The following is a 19661-nucleotide window of genomic DNA, read 5'->3' on the forward strand; positions in this document are numbered from 1 at the left end:
CATCGAGAGATTGACGCTTACACCCAACAAATTTGGGCAAAATCTTCTTAAGTTGACACCAATGGGCATGCCGTGCCCCTACGGGTGTACCTCACATAAACGAGAACCGCTATAAGTAATCAAGCGGACATGATATTAAAACCTCGTTTCTAGTCTCTGACTGGAAATGATGCTGCTCTTGGCGGCTCTGCCGCCAGTGAGGGAGGCGGAGCCTCAACGACGGGCATTCCCAGTCGGAGACTGGGAACGAGATAATTACGAATTAGTACAAGTGCGACTACAGCTTGAACTAACTCTTCTGGGTCAAGGGGCTTGGTAACGTGCCGTTGATAGCCACTAGCGATCGCTTTATATGACTCGGCGACAGGGTAATCTAACAAGAGCGATCGCGTCTCAAACAAGTTATGTTGAAGAAGAATGCAGAATCCAGAATCCAGAATTCAGCAATCTTTCAGTCGGGGATTGGGACCCGCGACTGAATTGTTGCACCACAAAACTAGAATTTTTGGTGGGGGTGCAAAAACGCCGATTATTCTATCCGCTTTTTCGTTCAGAATACCTTTCCTGTATTCTGACGACTGGCGCCTTTATTCTGACTTCTGAATTCTTCTTCAATCATTGCTATTTTTAAATTTACGTTGCAATTGTTTTAGTGACTGATACATATCTGGCAAGCGACCATAAACAGCACATACCTTGAGATATAGTTTATGAGGAATAGCTGGAGTTCCAGAGACAATTTCTCCTGGTGCAACATCGTGTAAAATGCCAGTTTGAGCCGATGCGATCGCCCCATCTCCCATTTCCGCTTGATTGGCAATTCCTACTTGCCCAGCCAGGATTACCCGATTCCCAAGTTTGACAGCGCCCGCCATCCCAGCTTGACCAGCGATCGCACAGCCTGCACCGATTTGGCAACCATGACCTACTTGCACTAAATTATCTATTACTGTACTGCGACCGATCCGGGTTTCTCCGACGGCTGGGCGGTCAATGGCGGTATTGCAGCCTATTTCTACGCTATCTTCTAAGACTGTATAGCCAGATTGTTGCATTTTGAACCAACCAGTACGAGTAGGAACAAAACCAAAGCCTTCTGCACCGATGACAGCACCACTGTGAATGACGCAATCTGCACCGATGCGGGTGCGTTCGTGGATGGTACAGTTGGCGTGTAAAGTGGTGCGATCGCCAATTTTGGCATCTGGATAAATTACCACATTCGGATGAATGATTGCGCGATCGCCAATTTCTACCCCTTGTTGAATCACAGCATGGGGGCCAATATAAACATCACTACCAACTTTTGCGGTAGGGTGAATCACAGCAGTGGGATGAATTTCTGGGATGGGGCGATATGGTTGGTAAAAAACTGCGATCGCTTTGGCAAACAACAGTCGCGGATCTGAGGTCGCTATCCAGACAATACCGCTTTGGTGTGCAAGCACCTGTAATTTTTCGTCTTGGGGCAAAATTAAAGCACTAGCATTGGTCTGGCCGATAAAAGACGCAAATTTTGCACCTTCTACGTAGCTGATAGTGCCGTTAGTAGCTTCATCAATGGCTGCTACCCCGGTAATTTCTGGGTCATGGTCTGGGTTGCTAGTCAGGCTATGATTGGTGGCGGTGTCACCAAATTGGCGGAGGATTTCGCTGAATTTCATTGTTGGGTATGTTCAAAATTGATCTACAAAGGATGGTAGCTTGATTTATGCCACTTTGTACTAGTCAGATAATTAGTAAACCTATTGCGAAAATACTTGAACCGCCAGGGACTCAAGTCCCTGGCTAATAGCAAAAGTCCGTTGAAACGGGCTAAAACTACTATTATTAGTTCGTTTAAACCGACTAGAGTTATAAGAAAATAAAATTGATTTTCGGGCGGGTGTTTGACTTTTCCAAGAAATCTAGTAATTAAGATAGAGATTATTTATCATCTATAAAATTAGATGTTTTGAAATCATTAATAATGTCCCACAATTAAGAGAACGCTTGTTTACTAGTGGAATAGTAAAAAATGAGCAAGAGCTACAAGGATCTACCTCAAAGGAAATTGCATACATTGAGAGTTTCTAGGTGACGATGACATAATCAAAGAGTCTATAGCAATCCTAAATGAGTCATGAAAATCTCCGATTTCTCTCTTTGCGTTCTCTGCGCCTCTGCGGTTAATTTATTTTTACAAATGATTTAGGACTGCTATAGTAAATCTGTAATGGATTGGATAGAGGAATTTGTAGAAAAACTTGAATATTTGATAAGGAGAGGACTAAGATAAAATTCACCAGTTATCTTTTTGATAATAAATTTTAACCAGAACCGTTATAGTAGTCTGCTACATTAATTTTGATAAGTTCGTAGTAAGGACTTTAGTGCTTACTACGAACTCCTTTAACCTCTAACTTTTCACGTTATGTGGAAAAGCCACGAAAAACCTAACCTCCTTCCCTAGCAGGGTTGGGGGAAAATTCAAAGTCTCTCTCCTTTTAGGAGAGAGAAATAGAAGCGAGGTTTTCCAGATACGGTGAAAAGTCAGCTTTAACCTGTCGTAATTCCTGTAGCGAGACTAGTCGCTAGTCGCCATTGCTACGCCTGCTAAATACCCGGTTGTCCAAGCACTTTGGAAATTAAACCCACCGGTGACGCCATCAATATCTAAGATTTCTCCGGCAAAATAAAGACCAGGAACTAATCTACTTTCCATTGTCTTGAAGTTGACTTCTTTGAGGTTGACGCCGCCACAGGTAACAAATTCTTCTTTGAAGGCTCCTTTGCCGTTGATTAAGTATTGTCCCTGAGTAAGTTCTTGCACCAGTTGATTTAAGGTTTTATTAGATATTTCTGCCCAACGGTCTTCTGTGGTAATGCTTGCACGGGCAATAATATATTGCCAGAGACGATGGGGTAGATCAACGCCGCGATGCAATGCGATCGCTTTCTTTCCCCATTCATCTTTAACTGCTAAAACTTTTTCTCGCACTTGTTCTTGGTGCAAATCAGGCAGCCAATTAATCAACAATCTGGCTTGATAGCGGCTTTCGTGCAGAACTCTTGCACCCCAAGCAGAAAGCTTCAAAACAGCCGGCCCACTTAAACCCCAATGGGTAATTAGCAATGGCCCAGTTTGTTGTAATGGGGATTTTCCGCCCGCAGATAACCGCAATTGGGCAGGGTTAACGCTAACTCCAGCTAATTCCCTCAGCTTTTGATCGAGAATATTGAAGGTAAATAACGAGGGTACTGGCGGTTCAATTTGATGACCTAACTCTCGGACAATTTTATAACCCACAGGGCTGCTGCCGGTCGCCAGAAGTAAGCGATCGCATTTAATCGTCTCTCCCGACTTCAGAAGAATTTCAAACCCTCCTTCTGCTGCGGTTCTCACTGAAGTTACGTGTGTACCGATACGGAGTTTTACCCCAGATGTCGCCACTGCTTTAATCAGACATTCCACAATGGTTTCTGAACTATTGGTGACAGGAAACATCCGGCCATCAGCTTCAGTTTTGAGATAGACTCCACCAGCAGCAAACCAAGCTACTGTATCTTGAGGGGCAAACCGAGTCAAAGCACCCCGCAAAGCTTTTGCACCTCTGGGGTAATTTTGCACTAACTCCTCAGAGTCAAAGCAAGCATGAGTAACGTTGCAGCGTCCGCCACCAGAAATTAGCACTTTCGCTAGGGGTTGGCGACTGGCTTCGAGTAATGTAACTTCAGCATCAGGATTGACTCTAGCACAAGCGATCGCGCCAAAAAATCCTGCTGCTCCACCCCCAATAACTACAATTTGTAACGGTAACAATTTCAAAAATGTCTCTTTTACAGCACCTACTCTCTAGGCTAGCTGTTATCTTCACTCTTCATCAGGTTCAAAGTCCTCTTTTGTCGCACCGCAAGTCGGACATGACCAATCGTCTGGTATATCTTCAAAAGCTGTTCCCGGTTCTATACCGCTATCTGGATCGCCTACTTCTGGGTCATATTCATAGGCGCAAACAGTACATTTATACTTTGCCATGTTCCTTTCCCCTGGTAAATTGTTGCCATTGCTTCACCATTAAATACTTTTGGCAGTGAGTCAAAATAGGCACGCTACAATTCTTAAACGAGACTACGGCATGAAAATCATAAAAAACTCCACCCACTCTTGGGATGGAGTTTCCCGCCGATTTCAATAAATCAGATTAAAAACGCCACCATCTCCTTTGGGCGTAACTGATAATGGCGATCGCGATCGCCCCAAGTAGCAATAGCCAAATAATTCCACCTGGAATAAAAGTGAGAATACCAAAGCCTCTCAGTACCCAGACGGCGACGCTAATGCCGAGAAGGATACCAAAAATCTGGATTAATCTACGATTTAAAGAAGATTGACTCACCTACTTTTCCTCTCAACTCAACAGACATTACATTTGATATTGACAATAAGATATGAAGTTACGATGAAGTTACAGTTTCATCATAAATAACACGTAAAAATCGAGAAATCCTATTCAAATGTTGGGGTAAGGTGCTTGATATTAGGTCGTGTTTGTGCAATTCTAGCTGTTAACAACGCAGTTTTTCATCTCCAAATATTGCTTTGATAAAACTCACTTAAGTATTGATTGTGTTAATTGTGTTAAGAAATACAGCTTTGATCGTAAACTATCTGAAATAATTAATTACCAAAAAATCACAGTTTCCAGAATAAGTATTAGACTGGAACTAAAATTTAGTGGGTTGGATCTAAATCAAGTTTTATGGCTTGTAGTTTCAACTCCATTTAGGTGGATGAGTTGAGGAGTAACTTAAATCATTATGTCTGCGTCTTATATATCAGACTCAATTATTGCAGGTTCAGATATGGCTTGGAATCAAGACAAGCAAAAGTTGCTGGTACAGGGTGAAATTTTGGTAGAAACGCGATCGCACAAGATGTGGGGTGGCGCTGTCACAGCCTGGATGTATTTGCCGATGGTGCGATCGCAAGTCTGGCAGCAACTAACTGATTACCCTTGTTGGGTACAATATTTTCCTGACATCATCAAAAGCGAAGTTTTGCATAAAGGCGACACCAAACATCTGTATCAAGTTGCACAAAAAGCCTTTATCTTTTTCACGGCTCAAGTTGAAATTTATCTCAACGTTATAGAAGTGCTGGGGCAGCAAATCCAATTTCGCATGGTAAAAGGGACTTTTGAGGACTTTAACGCCAATTTAGAACTCAAAGATTACGGTAATGGCACAATGCTAGCTTATACTGTGCAAGCTACACCTCTGATTCCAATTCCATCTATTTTCATTCAACAAGCAATGAACTTTGAGTTACCTACAAATATGCGTAAAATGCGACAAGTGCTTTGTAAGAGTCAAAATAATTCGTAATTCGTAATTATTAGCCCACGAATGTTTCACAAAAAAACGCCAAGACGTTCTTAGTTGACTTTGCGTCTTGGCGTGAGATTATCTTCAATTAGCTACTAAAGACTTCAACAGGTAAGCGACTAAAAGAAAGACGCTCATTCTGCACATCTACAAAAATAGTGTCGCCGTCGTTAAATTCGCCGCGCAAGATGTGTTTAGCAATTTGAGTTTCTAACTCTCGCTGAATCGCTCGCTTCAGTGGACGCGCTCCATATACGGGGTCATACCCTACTTCTGCTAAAAAGTCAAGTGCAATATCCGAGAGTTTCAGGGATATTTTGCGATCGCTAAGTCTTTTCCGCAATCTCTCCACTTGCAATAGCACAATTTGCCGCAATTCCTTTTTATCTAAACCGTGGAAGATGATGATTTCGTCAACTCGGTTCAGGAACTCTGGACGGAAGCTATTTCGCATCGCCTCCATGACTCGACGGCGCATTTCGTCATAGTGGGCGTTATCTCCGGCGACATCGAGAATATACTGTGAACCGATGTTGCTGGTCATGATGATAATAGCGTTCTTGAAGTCCACCTTATGACCTTGGGCATCAGTGACGCGACCATCATCAAGAATTTGCAAGAAGATATTAAATACATCGGGATGTGCTTTCTCGATTTCATCAAAGAGAATCACTGAGTAAGGACGGCGACGAATTGCTTCTGTAAGTTGTCCGCCTTCTTCGTAACCCACGTATCCTGGAGGCGCACCAATCAGCCTGGAGACGGCGTGTTTCTCCATATACTCAGACATATCGATTCGCACCAGCGCATCTTCGCTATCGAACATATACGCCGCCAGCGCTTTCGCCAATTCAGTTTTACCCACACCCGTCGGCCCAAGGAAAATAAAGCTAGCGATGGGACGATTAGGATCAGCCAATCCAGCGCGCGATCGCTGAATTGCATCCGCTACAGCTGTGACTGCTTCTTCTTGTCCAATCACGCGGCGGTGCAGTTCATCTTCTAAATGCAGCAGTTTCTCTTTCTCCGATTCCACCAACTTGCTAATGGGAATCCCTGTCCATTTAGAAATAATTTCGGCAATATCAGCTTCTGTGACTTCTTCTCGTAATAGTGATTTACCACTTTTTTGAGTGCTTGCCAATTCAGCTTCTACTGCTTCCAATTGACGATGCAAACTGGTTAAAGTGCCGTATTTCAACTCCGCAGCGCGGTTAAGGTCGTAATCGCGTTCTGCTTGCTGAATCTCTAAGTTGACCTGTTCAATCTCTTTTTTAACGGACTGAATTTTGTCAATGATATCTTTTTCAGACTGCCATTGAGTATTCAGTGTTCTTTGTTCTTCTTTGAGATCGGCAATTTCTTTTTCCAGTCTTTCTAGACGTTCACGAGAAGCTGCATCGCTTTCTTTTTGTAGTGATAGCTTCTCCATTTCCAATTGCAGAATCTTGCGATCAATTTCGTCGAGTTCTTCTGGTTTGGAGGTAATCTCCATTTTCAGTCTAGCGGCGGCTTCGTCTACCAAATCAATTGCTTTATCAGGTAAGAAGCGATCGCTAATATAACGACTCGACAATATCGCGGCTGCAACTAAAGCACTATCAGAAATCTTCACACCGTGGTGGTTTTCATAACGTTCTCTCAACCCGCGCAAAATCGAAATACTATCTTCTACACTGGGTTGATCCACATAAACTTGCTGGAAGCGTCTTTCCAGTGCGGCATCTTTTTCGATATATTTGCGGTATTCATCCAAAGTTGTCGCCCCAATACAGCGTAATTCGCCCCGCGCCAACATCGGTTTTAACAAGTTACCCGCATCCATCGCGCCTTGGGTTGCACCAGCGCCGACAACGGTGTGAATTTCATCAATAAATAAAACAATCTTACCGCCAGATTCGGTAACTTCTTTTAATACTGCTTTCAGACGTTCTTCAAATTCACCCCGAAATTTTGCCCCTGCAATCAAAGCCCCCATATCTAAAGCGATCAGCTTGCGGTCTTTGAGAGATTGAGGTACATCACCTGCGATAATGCGCTGTGCTAATCCTTCAGCGATCGCAGTTTTACCAACACCAGGTTCACCAATTAACACGGGGTTATTTTTGGTGCGGCGAGAGAGAATTTGAATGGTGCGGCGAATCTCATCATCCCGCCCAATCACTGGATCGAGTTGACCTTTATGGGCGGCTTCTGTGAGGTCACGCCCATATTTTTCCAGTGCTTCATATTTGCCTTCTGGATTTTGGTCGGTCACTTTTTGGCTCCCCCGAATTTGTTTAATAATATCTTTTAGTTTGCTTTCGTCTAAACCAAATTCTTGGAATAAACCTTTGCCAAAGCGGTCATCTTTAGCGTAAGCCAGCAATAAGTGTTCAATTGAAATATATTCATCTTGAAACTCTTTGCGATATCCGTCTGCTCGATCTAGAAGTGTATCCAAGCTGCGTCCTAAATAGACAGAACTGCTGCTACCGGATACTTTCGGCTGACGTTGTAAAAATTGTTCAGTGCGATCGCGCAGTTTTTGAAGGTTAACACCCGCCTTGGTGAAAATCCCAATTGCTAGACCATCTTGTTCTAGCAGTGCTTTCATCAGATGTTCACTTTCTATCTGCTGTTGTTGATATTGCTTAACAATATCCGGGGTATGAGCGATCGCTTCCCAGGCTTTTTCTGTAAATTGGTCAGGATTAGTAGGTTGCATAGGCTTTTTCAGGAACGTAGGGGCGCTACTACCAGAACCCCAAGTAAAGAAAATTTCTGCTTTCAATAGACATTGTAAGAACAGGAGAGCGATCGCCTTGATCGGTGTTCACGTCTTGTAAAAGTGGTATTTTCCCCTAGTTCCCATTTCCTATTTATTAGTGTGCTGTAAGACTACGGAAACAAACCCAAGCGAATCCATAATTGTCGGGCTGCCACTTGAGAAGTACTGTTCATCTCCAAATATTCGATAGTGACTTTTCCAGAGGAAGTAATGCCTATAATCTTGCCAGATTGAGTATCAACCTGAAAATTCTCACTCCACTTATCCTGTCTGGGATGAAAGAAACTAACTTCAGTGTTGGAAGCAAGCATAATGCCACTAATACGAGTTCCTTTACGGAGATTACAGGAGCGACACGCAAGGGCTAAATTTGCTTCGTCATTTTCACCTTGGCGAGAGAGCGGGATGATATGCTCAACCTCAAATGGAAAATTAAAGATTAGTTCAGGGGCTTGGCAGTACTCACAACGATGGTTGGCACGCCCAGCGTTCGCAGCGTAATACCGATTCACAAACTCTCTTGCTGTATCAATGCAGCTGTTCTGGCTGTTGCTGCTTTTAATTCTGCCTCAACCAAAGTATCCAGCTCTGCTTGTTGTTCTGGTGGCAATGCTTGCCCGTGATCTCGTCCTAACCGCCACAAACTCATCAATTCCGATAACCGTTTTTGTTGTTTAGCACTAAAAAACGGGTCAGGGCTAAAATTTTGAATGACAAGCAGTGCGCTGAACTCCGTTTCACCCAATTGAGTAGTTAACGCATCTAGGGCTTGCCCCGCAGTTTTGCCAACAGAGTGCTTATCCCCTGCAATGGCGCGATAAGTTTTTTCACCATCAGCATCAAAGATTGGCAAGATTGCTACTGTAGTCATGCTTGGAGTTTGGAATCCTTTGCCTCAAATTATAGCTCTACACGACCCAACGTTTGAACTCACCGGATGGCGATCGCATCTGAACCCCTCCAAATACTGTTCATTTAGAAAAGATTGATAATACTAGAGTAATGCGCGTACCTGCGATCGTCAGTCCTCGTTCTGTGCGAGCGATCGTTGCTTTTTCATTAGATGCTGAAGTCATAACGCTTACTTCTCAAAAGCTTCTCCATCTTACCTCCACGACTCTCCTCCTGTCCCCACACAGAGTTACCATAATCCCAGGTCGGCTAGTGGATGCTGAAAATGATTGACCCCTACGACTTTGAAGATGATAACTTTGACTTTGAGGATGAGGATTTCTTGAAAATAAAACCCATCAGCCAAATGACTGAAGGGGAAAAGCTAGTGCGATTCGTTGCTTAGTGAATCACGGTAATCAGTCCGTACATAACTAAGCCAGCCCGACAGCAGATTACTGTTACCAAAAGGCTGAACTCTCGGTCAGATGTAGGTGAAAGTCCTACCATTCAGACTCAGAATTGACTCCTTACCTGCCCACACCGAACAAGCTCGGCTCTTGTAGAGTGAAGCTGGGAACAGGGTGCAATCAGACAGCCGTTGCGGGTTGACACTGGCGCTAACAGGGAGTTCCTACGGCGAAACCGGGTCTAGAAAAGCAACTTATCCACAAGCAGGGCGCAACATAAAAACCCCCTGACTTCACTGGAAAAATAATAATAATTCCCGCCGCACAAGCGCTTAGTAGCGGTAAGAGTCAAGGGAATCCAGTAGTTGAAGTGACCACGCCTAACGGGACAATCAATCTCTCCGAGGGAACGAATAAAAACGATCTGTGAGTCCTGGGGCAGTCGAACCCCAAGTAGGCTAGACGAGAAGCGGAATTCTCACAAGTCGGGTAGGACAGACCGTAATTGGTCAGAGGTGTTCAGAATACACTAACTAGAGAAGAGAAAATGATTAGACACAGTTACAAAACTAGTGAATCTTGGAAAGCACTACCGTGGAAGAAATTCCGCCGAAATCTTTTCCGCCTTCAAAAGCGCGTGTATAAAGCTGTTCAAGTTGGAGACAAGCGGAAAGCTCGATTACTCCAAAAGCTTATTCTAAAATCTACCTCGGCTCGATTTCTTGCAATTAGACTTGTATCTCAGCTAAATGCGGGCAAAAAGACGGCTGGTATTGATGGTAAGAAATCCCTATCAGTTCAGGAACGCTTCAACCTTGAAGAACTACTGAAAACGAACAGTGGAAATTGGAAGCATCAAGGACTACGGGAAATCCCCATCCCTAAGAAGGACGGGACTACCAGAATGCTTAAGATACCCACCATCGCGGATAGGGCTTGGCAATGCCTAGCAAAATACGCACTCGAACCCGCACACGAAGCCACTTTCCACGCTAGGAGCTACGGGTTTAGAACAGGACGCTCTGCCCATGATGCACAAAAGTACATCTTCCTAAACCTCAGTTCTAGTGCCAACGGAATAGAAAAACGAGTAATCGAACTCGATATTGAAAAGTGCTTCGACAGGATTAACCACTCAGCAATAATGGACGAACTCATTGCCCCCAAAGGCTTAAAACTCGGAATCTTCCGATGTTTAAAATCAGGAGTAAACCCAGAATTTCCTGAACAGGGTACACCTCAAGGGGGAGTGGTCAGCCCTTTACTAGCTAATATTGCACTCAACGGGATTGAGAGTATACATAGATACCACAGGAATCAAGGAAACATTACTGATAAAACCTCAAAAGAGGATATCAGAGAACCATCAATCCGTTACGCGGACGACATGGTTATTATACTCCGACCCGAAGATGACGCGACAGAGATACTTGAAAGAATCAGCGAGTTTCTCCGCAAACGCGGAATGAATGTAAGCCAAAAGAAAACCAAAGTTACCGCCGCGACAGATGGGTTCAATTTCCTCGGCTGGCACTTCAAAGTGCAAAGCAATGGAAAGTTTAGATGCAGTCCCTCAGTGGACAACTTCAAAGCATTCCGTAAGAAAGTAAAATACATCGTCAACAACTCGAATTATGGTGCTACCACAAAGGCTGAGAAATTAGCCCCAGTAGTTAGAGGATGGAGAAACTACCATAAGTTCTGCAAGATGGATGGGTCAAAGTTTTCCTTATGGCACATCAATCACAGAGCTTTCAGGGTATTCAACAAGGAAACCAAGCAAAACAGTCACTCATGCCAGGAGCTAATAAAAAAGGCATTCCCAAAGGTTCCTTACTCCGAAAACAAACACGCTTCTGTCAAGGGTACTAAATCACCTTATGACGGAGATACAGCCTACTGGAGCGAACGTAATAGTAAGCTCTACGACGGTAAAACCTCTAAAGCTCTTAAGAAGCAAAACCATAGATGTGCTTCCTGCGGCTTAAAGTTCATCGATGAGGAACGGGTTCACCTGCATCACATCGATGAAAATCATGCCAACTGGAAGAAAAATAATCTGGAAGCAATTCATGAGAGTTGCCACAATTACAAACACATGAGCAAAAGCGCAAGCTAAGAACATCGGAAGCTGGGTGCGGCGAAAGTCGCACGCCCAGATTTAACTGAGAGGTGCGCGGGATAATACCCGCCATCGACTCAACCCAGAGGTTTAAGCAGTTCTTCGACAGCAGCAGCCGTGCGATGTTGCAAGACTGTCTATTTCGCATCGTCAATTACGGAGATGGTACGGGCACGTTAGAAATTCTTTGCCCTAACGAAGTTGTAAGACAACGACTTTCCAAGAAAAAGCGCAAAATTACCAACAACATCAACACCTGCTGGAGCCATATCAGATGGTTTTCGCTATGTGTCCAGCAAGAGAGTGAGTTGGATTGTCAGAAGTTTACCCGTAATGGTGATTTAGTGACATCTTAGGAGTGGGGAGTGGGGAGTGGGGAGTGGGGGAGATGAGGGAAAAATAAGCAATGCCCAATGCCCAATGCCCCATGCCTAGTAACAAATGACTAATGACTAATGACAAAAAAACAAAAATTTCCTTACCTAGTTGGTTCTAAGTGGACGGCACAGCAAAAAGTTGATGGCTGGCGTCACTTCCAAGTTGTCAATCGGAAAAATCAGGCTAAGTGGGTTTACGCCGAAATGGTTGCTGCTTGTGATCCGAAAGTGCGTTTCTGGATAAATGCCAAATTATTACAAGATAACTCCCAGTGGCAAGCTGGCTGGCAAACATTACAGGAAATTGAGGAACTTGAAGGTAACGCATCCTAATTACCTTAATCAGCTTGCCTCGTTCCCAGTCTCTGACTGGGAATGCCCATCAAGAGGCAGAGCCTCTTGATTTAGTAATTTAATAATTTTTTACAAAATTACCCTAACTTACTCTCAAGCAGCAATTAAAGGGTGTTAGCTACCGACTGAAAACTACCAATCTATCTGCGATACCTTCGGTGAGCTACGCTAACGCAAATTGCAGTAGTATTTCCAGCATCGCGCTGCATATAACTCTCTTTACCCTTGACCCTGCGCCCCAAAGCCATGAAAACACGTTGTACAACCATCAGCTAATTCTATGAAAACCATTCCAAAAAACCAATTACAGCTTTTTGTCTTTTGTAACTATTTTTATAAAAATAAGTAATAAAAATTTTTTTTGACTGTTTTTAGAGCTATTGAAGTCTTTTAGATTGATAAAACCATAAATACAGATAATTAAGTTTTAATTCATGATATTAGACCGATTTACAGATTAAGAGCCACTTTCTTTTCTATGTAATTTGCCCAATAATGACATCAACAGACCTCACGCATCGCCATCTCAGGACAGGTGAAGGCAAATGTTTGAGCCACAAGTTTGACAAAAAGCTATAAGAGGCAAACAACAGTGAAACTAGCAGTCTACGGAAAAGGTGGTATCGGTAAATCCACGACTAGCTGTAATATATCCGTCGCCCTAGCTAAACGTGGCAAGAAAGTGCTACAAATTGGCTGCGACCCGAAACATGACAGCACCTTTACCCTGACTGGGTTTTTGATTCCCACAATTATCGACACCCTCCAAGAAAAGGACTATCACTACGAAGATGTCTGGCCGGAAGATGTGATTTACAAAGGCTACGGCGGTGTTGATTGCGTAGAAGCTGGTGGCCCACCTGCGGGTGCTGGGTGCGGCGGCTACGTAGTCGGTGAGACCGTAAAATTACTTAAGGAACTCAACGCCTTTGATGAATACGATATAATTCTTTTCGATGTTCTGGGTGACGTGGTTTGCGGTGGTTTTGCTGCACCACTTAACTATGCAGATTACTGCCTGATCGTTACAGACAACGGCTTTGATGCTTTGTTTGCTGCTAACCGAATTGCTGCTTCAGTCCGCGAAAAAGCCCGAACTCACCCATTGCGTTTAGCTGGGTTAATTGGCAACCGCACCTCCAAGCGCGACTTGATTGAAAAATATATAGAAGCAGTGCCCATGCCAGTTCTAGAAGTTTTGCCTTTGATTGAAGATATCCGTGTTTCCCGTGTGAAAGGGAAGACTTTATTTGAGATGGCAGAGCAAGATCCTTCCCTAGACTACGTTTGCGATTATTATCTCAACATCGCCGACCAAATTCTGGCGCGTCCCGAAGGTGTTGTCCCTAACGACACCCCAGATCGGGAATTGTTCTCTTTGTTGTCCGATTTTTATTTAAATCCGGGTAAACCCCAGGTTCCTAATTCAGAAGAGGAACTAGACTTGATGATTGTATAAATCACCAAGTTTTCAGGATGGGGACAATAATATGGCTTTCTTTCACAGCTTTACGGATTCATTAAAGCAAAAATGGTTGCAATTTTTCCAGAACAATCGAGACTGGATTACCCTGCACATGCAAGTAGAATCAGTGTACACCCCTGATGGCGGGAAGCGACCACCTTCTTACCTCATCCTGGGAGTAGTTAACGCCCTAGAGCCAAAGCTAGCGCAGTTAATGTTGCCCTTTGCCAAACTTAATCCTGACGCCGATACGCTGATTGAGGTGCTGGATTTGCATTTTGACCCAGACTTCGCTCTCGGTAATCGCTTTGCCATCAACCCAGAAGAGGAAAAATACGGAGATGATTCAGCAGATGTCATTGACGAAAAGCCTGAAGACCAAACATTGACACATTCTCATACAAATGGCTTTGGGTTGGTGGCGGCAGTTGAAGAGTTCCCAATCGTGGATTCTGATGAGCAAAGCCTGGGGATCGGCGAGTTGGAGGAAACCGAAAATGCCTTTGGCGATATTTCCTTATCCAACGTAGACGACTCAAAAGATGAGTCTTTCCAAATCTCTAGTTTAGAAGCAGATGAGTTTGGGGAAATTGCCTTCGATGCAACAGATGCAATGGAAGTAAAGCTGGATGACGAGGAGGTGCTTGAGGATAGTCCACTAGATGAGAATGCGTTTAAAGACGTGTTATCAGATGTCTGGGGTGATCAAACAGCTTTGCAAAAGGAAAAGGCTGAAGAAAGTAACGATTTTTTAGGGGAAGAACTGCCAGCAGGCGTTTTTGATGAATCAGAAATTGCCCGTCTCTTCCCCAACGCTTAATTACTAAGTTAGGAGTTAAAAAAAGTTAGGAGTTAAAAAAAGTTAGGAGTTAAAAAAAGTTAGGAGTTAGGAGTTAGTAATAAAAACTCATAATTCATAACTCATCACTGTTAACTCATAACTTATTAGTTATCACTCCTAATTTAAATTACTCCTAACTTGAAAAATCAAGGGGAGAATAAACCAAAATGACTGTCGCTCAACAACCAGAAGCTTTAAACTTTGAATGCGAAACTGGGAATTACCATACCTTTTGCCCGATTAGCTGCGTGGCGTGGTTATACCAAAAAATTGAAGATAGCTTCTTTTTGGTGATTGGGACAAAAACTTGTGGCTACTTCTTGCAAAACGCGATGGGAGTGATGATTTTTGCTGAACCTCGCTATGCAATGGCTGAGTTGGAAGAGGGCGATATTTCAGCACAGCTGAGTGATTATGAAGAGTTAAAGCGGTTGTGTTTGCAGATTAAACGCGATCGCAATCCGAGTGTAATTGTCTGGATTGGCACTTGTACTACCGAAATTATTAAAACTGATTTGGAAGGCTTGGCACCGAAACTAGAATCCGAAATCGGGATTCCCATCGTTGTAGCGCGTGCAAATGGTCTAGATTACGCCTTCACCCAAGGGGAAGACACGGTATTAGCTGCTATGGCTAACCGTTGCCCTGATAAGGCTCCTGTGGCGGAAACAGAGAAAAATGAACGTAATGCGATCGCAAAATTGCTCAACTTCGGTAAGAAGAAAGAAGATGTCGCCCAAGATGAGTCTGAGTACGTTGATCACCCACCACTGGTTCTCTTTGGCTCCCTTCCTGACCCCGTAGTTACTCAGTTAACCTTGGAACTGAAGAAACAAGGCATCAAAGTTTCCGGCTGGCTACCCGCGAAGCGCTTCACAGAATTGCCAGTATTGGAAGAAGGGTATTATGTCGCTGGTGTCAACCCCTTCCTCAGCCGCACAGCTACCACCTTAATGCGCCGCCGCAAGTGTAAACTCATTGGCGCACCCTTCCCCATTGGTCCCGATGGCACCCGCGCTTGGATTGAGAAAATCTGCTCGGTGTTCGGTATAACTCCCAAGGGTTTGGATGAACGGGAAGCACAAATTTGGGCAGGTTTGGAAGATTATGTGAAACTGATTCGCGGTAAATCTGTATTCTTCATGGGTGATAACTTGCTGGAAGTCTCCCAAGCAAGATTCTTAATCCGGTGTGGGATGACGGTTCACGAAATCGGCATTCCCTACATGGATAAGCGCTATCAAGCTGCTGAATTGGCATTGCTGGAGAAAACTTGCCAAGAAATGAATTCACCTCTGCCAACGATTGTGGAGAAGCCGGATAATTACAATCAACTTCAGCGAATTTATGAGTTGAAACCAGACTTGGTAATTACTGGTATGGCTCACGCTAACCCGTTGGAAGCACGGGGTATTAATACTAAGTGGTCGGTGGAGTTCACTTTTGCTCAAATTCACGGCTTTACGAATGCGCGTGACATGTTAGAGTTAGTGACTCGTCCGTTGCGTCGAAATAATAATTTGAAAGATTTGGGTTGGGATAAGTTGGTGAGAGAAGAAGCGAAGATTTAGATTTGGGTTTGGATTTAGCAACAGCATAATACTATGTTACGGGCGAACTTTCGAGTTCGCCTTTTTTTACGAACCGCAGAGGCGCAGAGAAGCCAGTGCGTTGGGCGGCTCCGCCGACTTGAAGCACCTGGCGCGACACAGAGGAAGAATTGAGAATAGTTAAAAGTGCTAAAATTTATTTATTAGTCTTAGTTTTTTAGTTCTAAATATTATGGAAATTACAAAATTGTCTCCTCAAGGAGAAGTAATTATTCCCGAATATTTGCGGGAAGCTCATCAATGGGAAGTAGGTCAATAATTTATTATTATTGATATGGGTGATGGAATTCTTTTAAAGCCTAAGAAACCTTTTCCAGAAACTAAATTAGATGATGTAGCAGGTTGCTTAAAATATCAAGGTAAACCCAAAACTCTTGAGGATATGGATAATGCAATTCGCCAAGGTATAGAGGAATCATGATTTAAAAGTAGAAAACTGGCTCAAACCTGATTAAAAAAGCTAACAAGTTTCTATTCCCTAACTCCAGAACTAACCATGACTCAAAAAACCTATCAACTACCCCTAACCTTCGAGCAAATTCTTAATCTTGTCCTACAACTTCCCGCACAAGAACAAGAACAACTTATTCAAGAAATAAAGAAAACCTCTTCAAATAATAAAGATGAAGATTTACTTAGTGTTTTTGACAGAATCGGCAGAAATGCTCAAGCCAAAGGATTAACCGAAGAAACTCTAGAAGAATTACTCGCCGATGAATCATAAACTCATTGTCATTGACACAAATGTTTTACTTAGTGCTGCTCTAAGTCCTAATGGAACAGCCCGTAAAGCCCTAGATAAAGTCTATAAAGAATTCAAAATTACTCAAAGCGATGAAACTTATCAAGAATTAAACACACGAATTTAGAAACATAAGTTTGATAAATATATCTCAGATAAAGACCGACAAGATTTTTTGGACATAGTTAAAAAATCCAGTCAATTTATAGAAATAAAATCTCAAATAAACACCTGTAGAGATCCAGATGACAACAAATTTTAGAACTTGCTAAAGATGCCAATGCAGAATTTTTAATCACAGGAGATCAAGACCTTTTATCACTCAAGACCCTAGCCGAATATCAAAACCAGATTATTACTCCCAGAGACTTTATTGACCTTGATTAATTCATCTTTAATCCTGTAATTAGTTCAGATGGAAGGCTGTAACTCAAAAGGTTTGGATGGAATGATGTACATTAATTTTACGCCGTCTGGTTTAATTTCTGTAGACGGAGTTAATTTAAGCCAATCATGAAAGCTGATGCCTAATTGGGATATTGCTTGTACTTCTGTTTGGTAAGATTCAAAACGGCGATTGGTTTCAATCATAGATTCCATTACCTCCAAAGTTTTAGGAAGACGTGCATAAATTTGCGGCTTAGGATCATCCCAAATTGCTGCTGGTATCGATTCTGCCCACTTCGCGTTATTCGGGTCTTGAGCCAATATGAATAGATTCATACGTTGCATATCGAAGACTGCATTTTCATCCAAAGTTGGGTCGAGCCATTGATAAATTCGGGTTAGCCTCCGCAAATCAATCTGACCTCTGAACTGAGGCTGTAAGTATACTGCTGGGTTATAAGTAAGCAGAAGCTTAACATATTTCTGAATACGAGAACGAATAACTATTGATCCTTCTTGAAAGCGGCGAAGTGCTGTATCATGTTCTTCTAATTCTAAATAGCAACGTGCTTCAGCTAGGTAGGCTAAAGATAAAGTTAGCAGATATTCATCAGCAATTTGGCTTTTTTGCTCAATTTCAATATCTGTGTATTCAGTATAAATATGCTCTGCTTCTAAAAAGCGGTTAATAGCTTGTAGTGCGCTGCTTCTACGATTTTCTGGTTTAGTCATTGTAAAAGCATTAATAGCTAAATCGAGCGCAGCACGAAAATTTGCATAGAAACTAAGATCGATTTTACGGTTAATGTGATTTAACAATTTTTGTGCTTGTTGTAAGCGTTGTTCTAATTCCTTAAGCCGTTGTAGTATCACAGTAAAGCCGATAACTGAGACACCCAGGTTAAGTATACTGACTGCACTAGTTACCTGCAAAATTCCTTGAGTTAGTTGCAGACTTCGCCCAAGTTCTACTAACTCCTTTCCACTAGGATTAGTTGATCCCTGCTCCCGTAACCAGGTAACGACTTGTTTTGTTCCTACATCTCGGATAACACCCCCTACCCTTTCAAAAGTTCCATCTGCCAATCCTTTGGCAATCCAATCAGCAAGCATAAAAGTCACTGTAACTGGTAAACTCACGATCTTCTCCTAGTTGCTAAATTGTCAGTAGCGCGATGTATGGCAATAAACCACTTTGCCTCTAAACAGCAAATACCTGCGCTTTACTCAGTATTCCCAATTTGAGTTCTATTCTGTCTAATAGCGATCGCTCTTTTTAACGAACCGCCCACGCTAATAAAGAAAAGCGATCGCACTTTTTCAACCAGAGGATGCGAAGCAAAACAAGAGAGCGATCGCAGATATAGGAATCCTGATTTTTGAATAAGCTCCGTACATCTCAAGAGAGGAGAAATCAAATACGGTGTGCTTAATAAACCACTCCAACATCCATTTTAAGTGAGAAAAGGAGGTATTAAAGAACAAAAACGTCTCTTCTCTACGAGAGGCTGCGCCAACGAGACGCTGCGCGAACGAACCCATGTTTTCGCTTGCAACCAAATATCTTCAATTGGATTTTGTTCTGGACAATTGAGAGCAAAACGAACACAATGTATTTTCAATTGTTCTTGTGGTAAATCTCTATTTCGAGATTCCAAAAAAGCTTTGATTTTATTGGAACGATGGTAAGTTGCTCCGTCCCAAAAAATTAGTAATCTTTTGAAGCTTTAGTTTTAATATTCAGTTTTTCTTTGCGCCATTTGTCCACGCTTTTTTTAACTGCTTCTATTTCTGCAAAATCTACTTGCACAGTTGCCGTTTCAAATTCAACACCCAAAGCGGTGCTGACTTCGAGAATTTCTACAAAACTGGCACATTGATAATCTGTATCCTCATATTCTTTCACTCTTTGTTCATCAATTCCTAATATATCAGCAAGTTCTTGCTGACTAATTTGAGCTGCTATCCGAGCTTTAATTAAAGCATTTGGCAGTTTATTTAAAGAATCAACTTTAATTTTTAAAGGGTTGCTGGTATCGCAATTAATAAGTCTTTCGTATTCTGTGATTTCTGACTTTAGCTCGTCAACTTGACTTTGATATGAGTCTCGGTGAAGCTTCCATCGCTCTGGTTCTGCTTTCAAGTGTTCATTGCTATCCAATGAGGCTATAGACTGTTCAAAGCGTTGCAACCAATCTAAGGAATGTTGATATTGTTGCTCGTTCTTGATCATCATGGTTTCCACCTTTGTAAATCTATAGCAATAATTCCTTTGCGCGTATTCGTCCTGGTATCAAATTGAAAAAAATCTATGTAGGCTGTACC

Annotated in this window: 19 protein-coding genes and 2 pseudogenes; 10 read left to right on the top strand and 11 right to left on the bottom strand. The window is 42.7% G+C overall.

Annotation, left to right across the window (positions count from 1 at the left end; all coding sequences use genetic code 11):
• Positions 1-149 precede the first annotated feature (149 nt).
• The 5 genes from V7L05_RS20895 to V7L05_RS20915 form a co-directional block, all read right to left on the bottom strand.
• On the bottom strand, positions 150-380 hold the full coding sequence (locus tag V7L05_RS20895) for a hypothetical protein (protein WP_335166815.1): 231 nt from the start codon (positions 378-380) through the stop codon (positions 150-152).
• A gap of 231 nt (positions 381-611) precedes the next feature.
• Positions 612-1664, bottom strand: coding sequence for a UDP-3-O-(3-hydroxymyristoyl)glucosamine N-acyltransferase (gene lpxD, locus V7L05_RS20900; protein ID WP_335166816.1), 1053 nt, complete (start codon positions 1662-1664; stop codon positions 612-614).
• A gap of 902 nt (positions 1665-2566) precedes the next feature.
• Complete coding sequence (locus tag V7L05_RS20905) at positions 2567-3802, bottom strand: NAD(P)/FAD-dependent oxidoreductase (RefSeq protein ID WP_335166838.1); 1236 nt, start codon at positions 3800-3802, stop codon at positions 2567-2569.
• Between the two features lie 51 nt (positions 3803-3853).
• Positions 3854-4018, bottom strand: coding sequence for a rubredoxin (gene rd, locus V7L05_RS20910; protein ID WP_335166818.1), 165 nt, complete (start codon positions 4016-4018; stop codon positions 3854-3856).
• A gap of 166 nt (positions 4019-4184) precedes the next feature.
• Positions 4185-4379, bottom strand: a complete 195-nt coding sequence (locus V7L05_RS20915) for a hypothetical protein (RefSeq protein ID WP_334952382.1) — start codon at positions 4377-4379, stop codon at positions 4185-4187.
• A gap of 421 nt (positions 4380-4800) precedes the next feature.
• On the opposite strand from V7L05_RS20915, the gene V7L05_RS20920 reads away from it, so the two are divergent.
• Positions 4801-5367, top strand: a complete 567-nt coding sequence (locus V7L05_RS20920; protein WP_335166820.1) for an SRPBCC family protein — start codon at positions 4801-4803, stop codon at positions 5365-5367.
• Positions 5368-5455: 88 nt separating this feature from the next.
• Here V7L05_RS20920 and clpB read toward each other — a convergent pair whose 3' ends face one another.
• The 3 genes from clpB to V7L05_RS20935 form a co-directional block, all read right to left on the bottom strand.
• Entirely contained in the window at positions 5456-8074 is a 2619-nt protein-coding gene (gene clpB, locus V7L05_RS20925) for an ATP-dependent chaperone ClpB (protein WP_335166822.1), read from the bottom strand.
• A 173-nt stretch (positions 8075-8247) separates the two neighbouring features.
• Entirely contained in the window at positions 8248-8649 is a 402-nt protein-coding gene (locus V7L05_RS20930; protein WP_335166823.1) for an HNH endonuclease, read from the bottom strand.
• The gene (locus tag V7L05_RS20935) at positions 8646-9008 is read right to left on the bottom strand and encodes a hypothetical protein (protein WP_335166825.1); all 363 of its coding nucleotides are present in this window, start codon (positions 9006-9008) and stop codon (positions 8646-8648) included. The genes V7L05_RS20930 and V7L05_RS20935 overlap by 4 nt, the downstream gene beginning before the upstream one ends.
• 977 nt (positions 9009-9985) lie before the next feature.
• On the opposite strand from V7L05_RS20935, the gene V7L05_RS20940 reads away from it, so the two are divergent.
• The 9 genes and pseudogenes from V7L05_RS20940 (at position 9986) to V7L05_RS20980 (ending at position 17076) form a co-directional block, all read left to right on the top strand.
• A complete protein-coding gene (locus V7L05_RS20940) occupies positions 9986-11557 on the top strand; it encodes a group II intron reverse transcriptase/maturase (RefSeq protein ID WP_335166826.1) in 1572 nt (523 codons plus the stop codon).
• 53 nt (positions 11558-11610) lie between these two features.
• Complete coding sequence (locus V7L05_RS20945) at positions 11611-11916, top strand: hypothetical protein (protein ID WP_335166828.1); 306 nt, start codon at positions 11611-11613, stop codon at positions 11914-11916.
• A gap of 99 nt (positions 11917-12015) precedes the next feature.
• Positions 12016-12270: a TIGR02450 family Trp-rich protein gene (locus tag V7L05_RS20950; protein ID WP_334952361.1), complete on the top strand. Its 255-nt coding sequence runs from the start codon at positions 12016-12018 to the stop codon at positions 12268-12270.
• Between the two features lie 613 nt (positions 12271-12883).
• Positions 12884-13750 (top strand): ferredoxin:protochlorophyllide reductase (ATP-dependent) iron-sulfur ATP-binding protein, encoded by an 867-nt coding sequence (bchL, locus tag V7L05_RS20955; RefSeq protein ID WP_196528135.1) that lies wholly within the window; start codon positions 12884-12886, stop codon positions 13748-13750.
• Between the two features lie 31 nt (positions 13751-13781).
• A complete protein-coding gene (locus V7L05_RS20960) occupies positions 13782-14576 on the top strand; it encodes a DUF5331 domain-containing protein (RefSeq protein ID WP_335166829.1) in 795 nt (264 codons plus the stop codon).
• 188 nt (positions 14577-14764) lie between these two features.
• Positions 14765-16168 (top strand): ferredoxin:protochlorophyllide reductase (ATP-dependent) subunit N, encoded by a 1404-nt coding sequence (locus V7L05_RS20965; protein ID WP_335166831.1) that lies wholly within the window; start codon positions 14765-14767, stop codon positions 16166-16168.
• 211 nt (positions 16169-16379) lie between these two features.
• Positions 16380-16628: pseudogene (locus V7L05_RS20970) on the top strand (AbrB/MazE/SpoVT family DNA-binding domain-containing protein).
• Positions 16629-16703: 75 nt separating this feature from the next.
• Positions 16704-16931: a hypothetical protein gene (locus V7L05_RS20975; protein WP_094328416.1), complete on the top strand. Its 228-nt coding sequence runs from the start codon at positions 16704-16706 to the stop codon at positions 16929-16931.
• Positions 16921-17076 (top strand): hypothetical protein, encoded by a 156-nt coding sequence (locus V7L05_RS20980; protein ID WP_335166833.1) that lies wholly within the window; start codon positions 16921-16923, stop codon positions 17074-17076. Before V7L05_RS20975 ends, V7L05_RS20980 begins: the two co-directional genes overlap by 11 nt.
• Before the next feature lie 284 nt (positions 17077-17360).
• Here the strand turns inward: V7L05_RS20980 and V7L05_RS20985 are convergent, their stop codons facing one another.
• From V7L05_RS20985 to V7L05_RS20995, 3 genes and pseudogenes are all read right to left on the bottom strand, one after another.
• Positions 17361-18476 carry a hypothetical protein gene (locus tag V7L05_RS20985; protein WP_335166834.1) on the bottom strand — a complete coding sequence of 372 codons (1116 nt, stop codon included), beginning with the start codon at positions 18474-18476 and terminating at the stop codon, positions 17361-17363.
• A gap of 180 nt (positions 18477-18656) precedes the next feature.
• Positions 18657-19057, bottom strand: a pseudogene (locus V7L05_RS20990) (transposase); the annotation flags it as partial.
• Positions 19045-19572: a helix-turn-helix transcriptional regulator gene (locus V7L05_RS20995; protein WP_335166836.1), complete on the bottom strand. Its 528-nt coding sequence runs from the start codon at positions 19570-19572 to the stop codon at positions 19045-19047. The pseudogene V7L05_RS20990 and the gene V7L05_RS20995, both read right to left, overlap by 13 nt.
• Positions 19573-19661: the final 89 nt, after the last annotated feature.

The organism is Nostoc sp., assembly GCF_036917755.1.
Lineage (GTDB): Bacteria > Cyanobacteriota > Cyanobacteriia > Cyanobacteriales > Nostocaceae > Nostoc.

Bases quoted from the DNA above. Each gene is read 5' to 3' on its own strand.
- lpxD (WP_335166816.1), bottom strand. From the start codon at position 1,664: ATGAAATTCAGCGAAATCCTCCGCCAATTTGGTGACACCGCCACCAAT.
- rd (WP_335166818.1), bottom strand. From the start codon at position 4,018: ATGGCAAAGTATAAATGTACTGTTTGCGCCTATGAATATGACCCAGAA.
- V7L05_RS20920 (WP_335166820.1), top strand. From the start codon at position 4,801: ATGTCTGCGTCTTATATATCAGACTCAATTATTGCAGGTTCAGATATG.
- clpB (WP_335166822.1), bottom strand. From the start codon at position 8,074: ATGCAACCTACTAATCCTGACCAATTTACAGAAAAAGCCTGGGAAGCG.
- V7L05_RS20935 (WP_335166825.1), bottom strand. From the start codon at position 9,008: ATGACTACAGTAGCAATCTTGCCAATCTTTGATGCTGATGGTGAAAAA.
- V7L05_RS20940 (WP_335166826.1), top strand. From the start codon at position 9,986: ATGATTAGACACAGTTACAAAACTAGTGAATCTTGGAAAGCACTACCG.
- V7L05_RS20950 (WP_334952361.1), top strand. From the start codon at position 12,016: ATGACAAAAAAACAAAAATTTCCTTACCTAGTTGGTTCTAAGTGGACG.
- V7L05_RS20960 (WP_335166829.1), top strand. From the start codon at position 13,782: ATGGCTTTCTTTCACAGCTTTACGGATTCATTAAAGCAAAAATGGTTG.
- V7L05_RS20965 (WP_335166831.1), top strand. From the start codon at position 14,765: ATGACTGTCGCTCAACAACCAGAAGCTTTAAACTTTGAATGCGAAACT.
- V7L05_RS20975 (WP_094328416.1), top strand. From the start codon at position 16,704: ATGACTCAAAAAACCTATCAACTACCCCTAACCTTCGAGCAAATTCTT.
- V7L05_RS20980 (WP_335166833.1), top strand. From the start codon at position 16,921: ATGAATCATAAACTCATTGTCATTGACACAAATGTTTTACTTAGTGCT.
- V7L05_RS20995 (WP_335166836.1), bottom strand. From the start codon at position 19,572: ATGATGATCAAGAACGAGCAACAATATCAACATTCCTTAGATTGGTTG.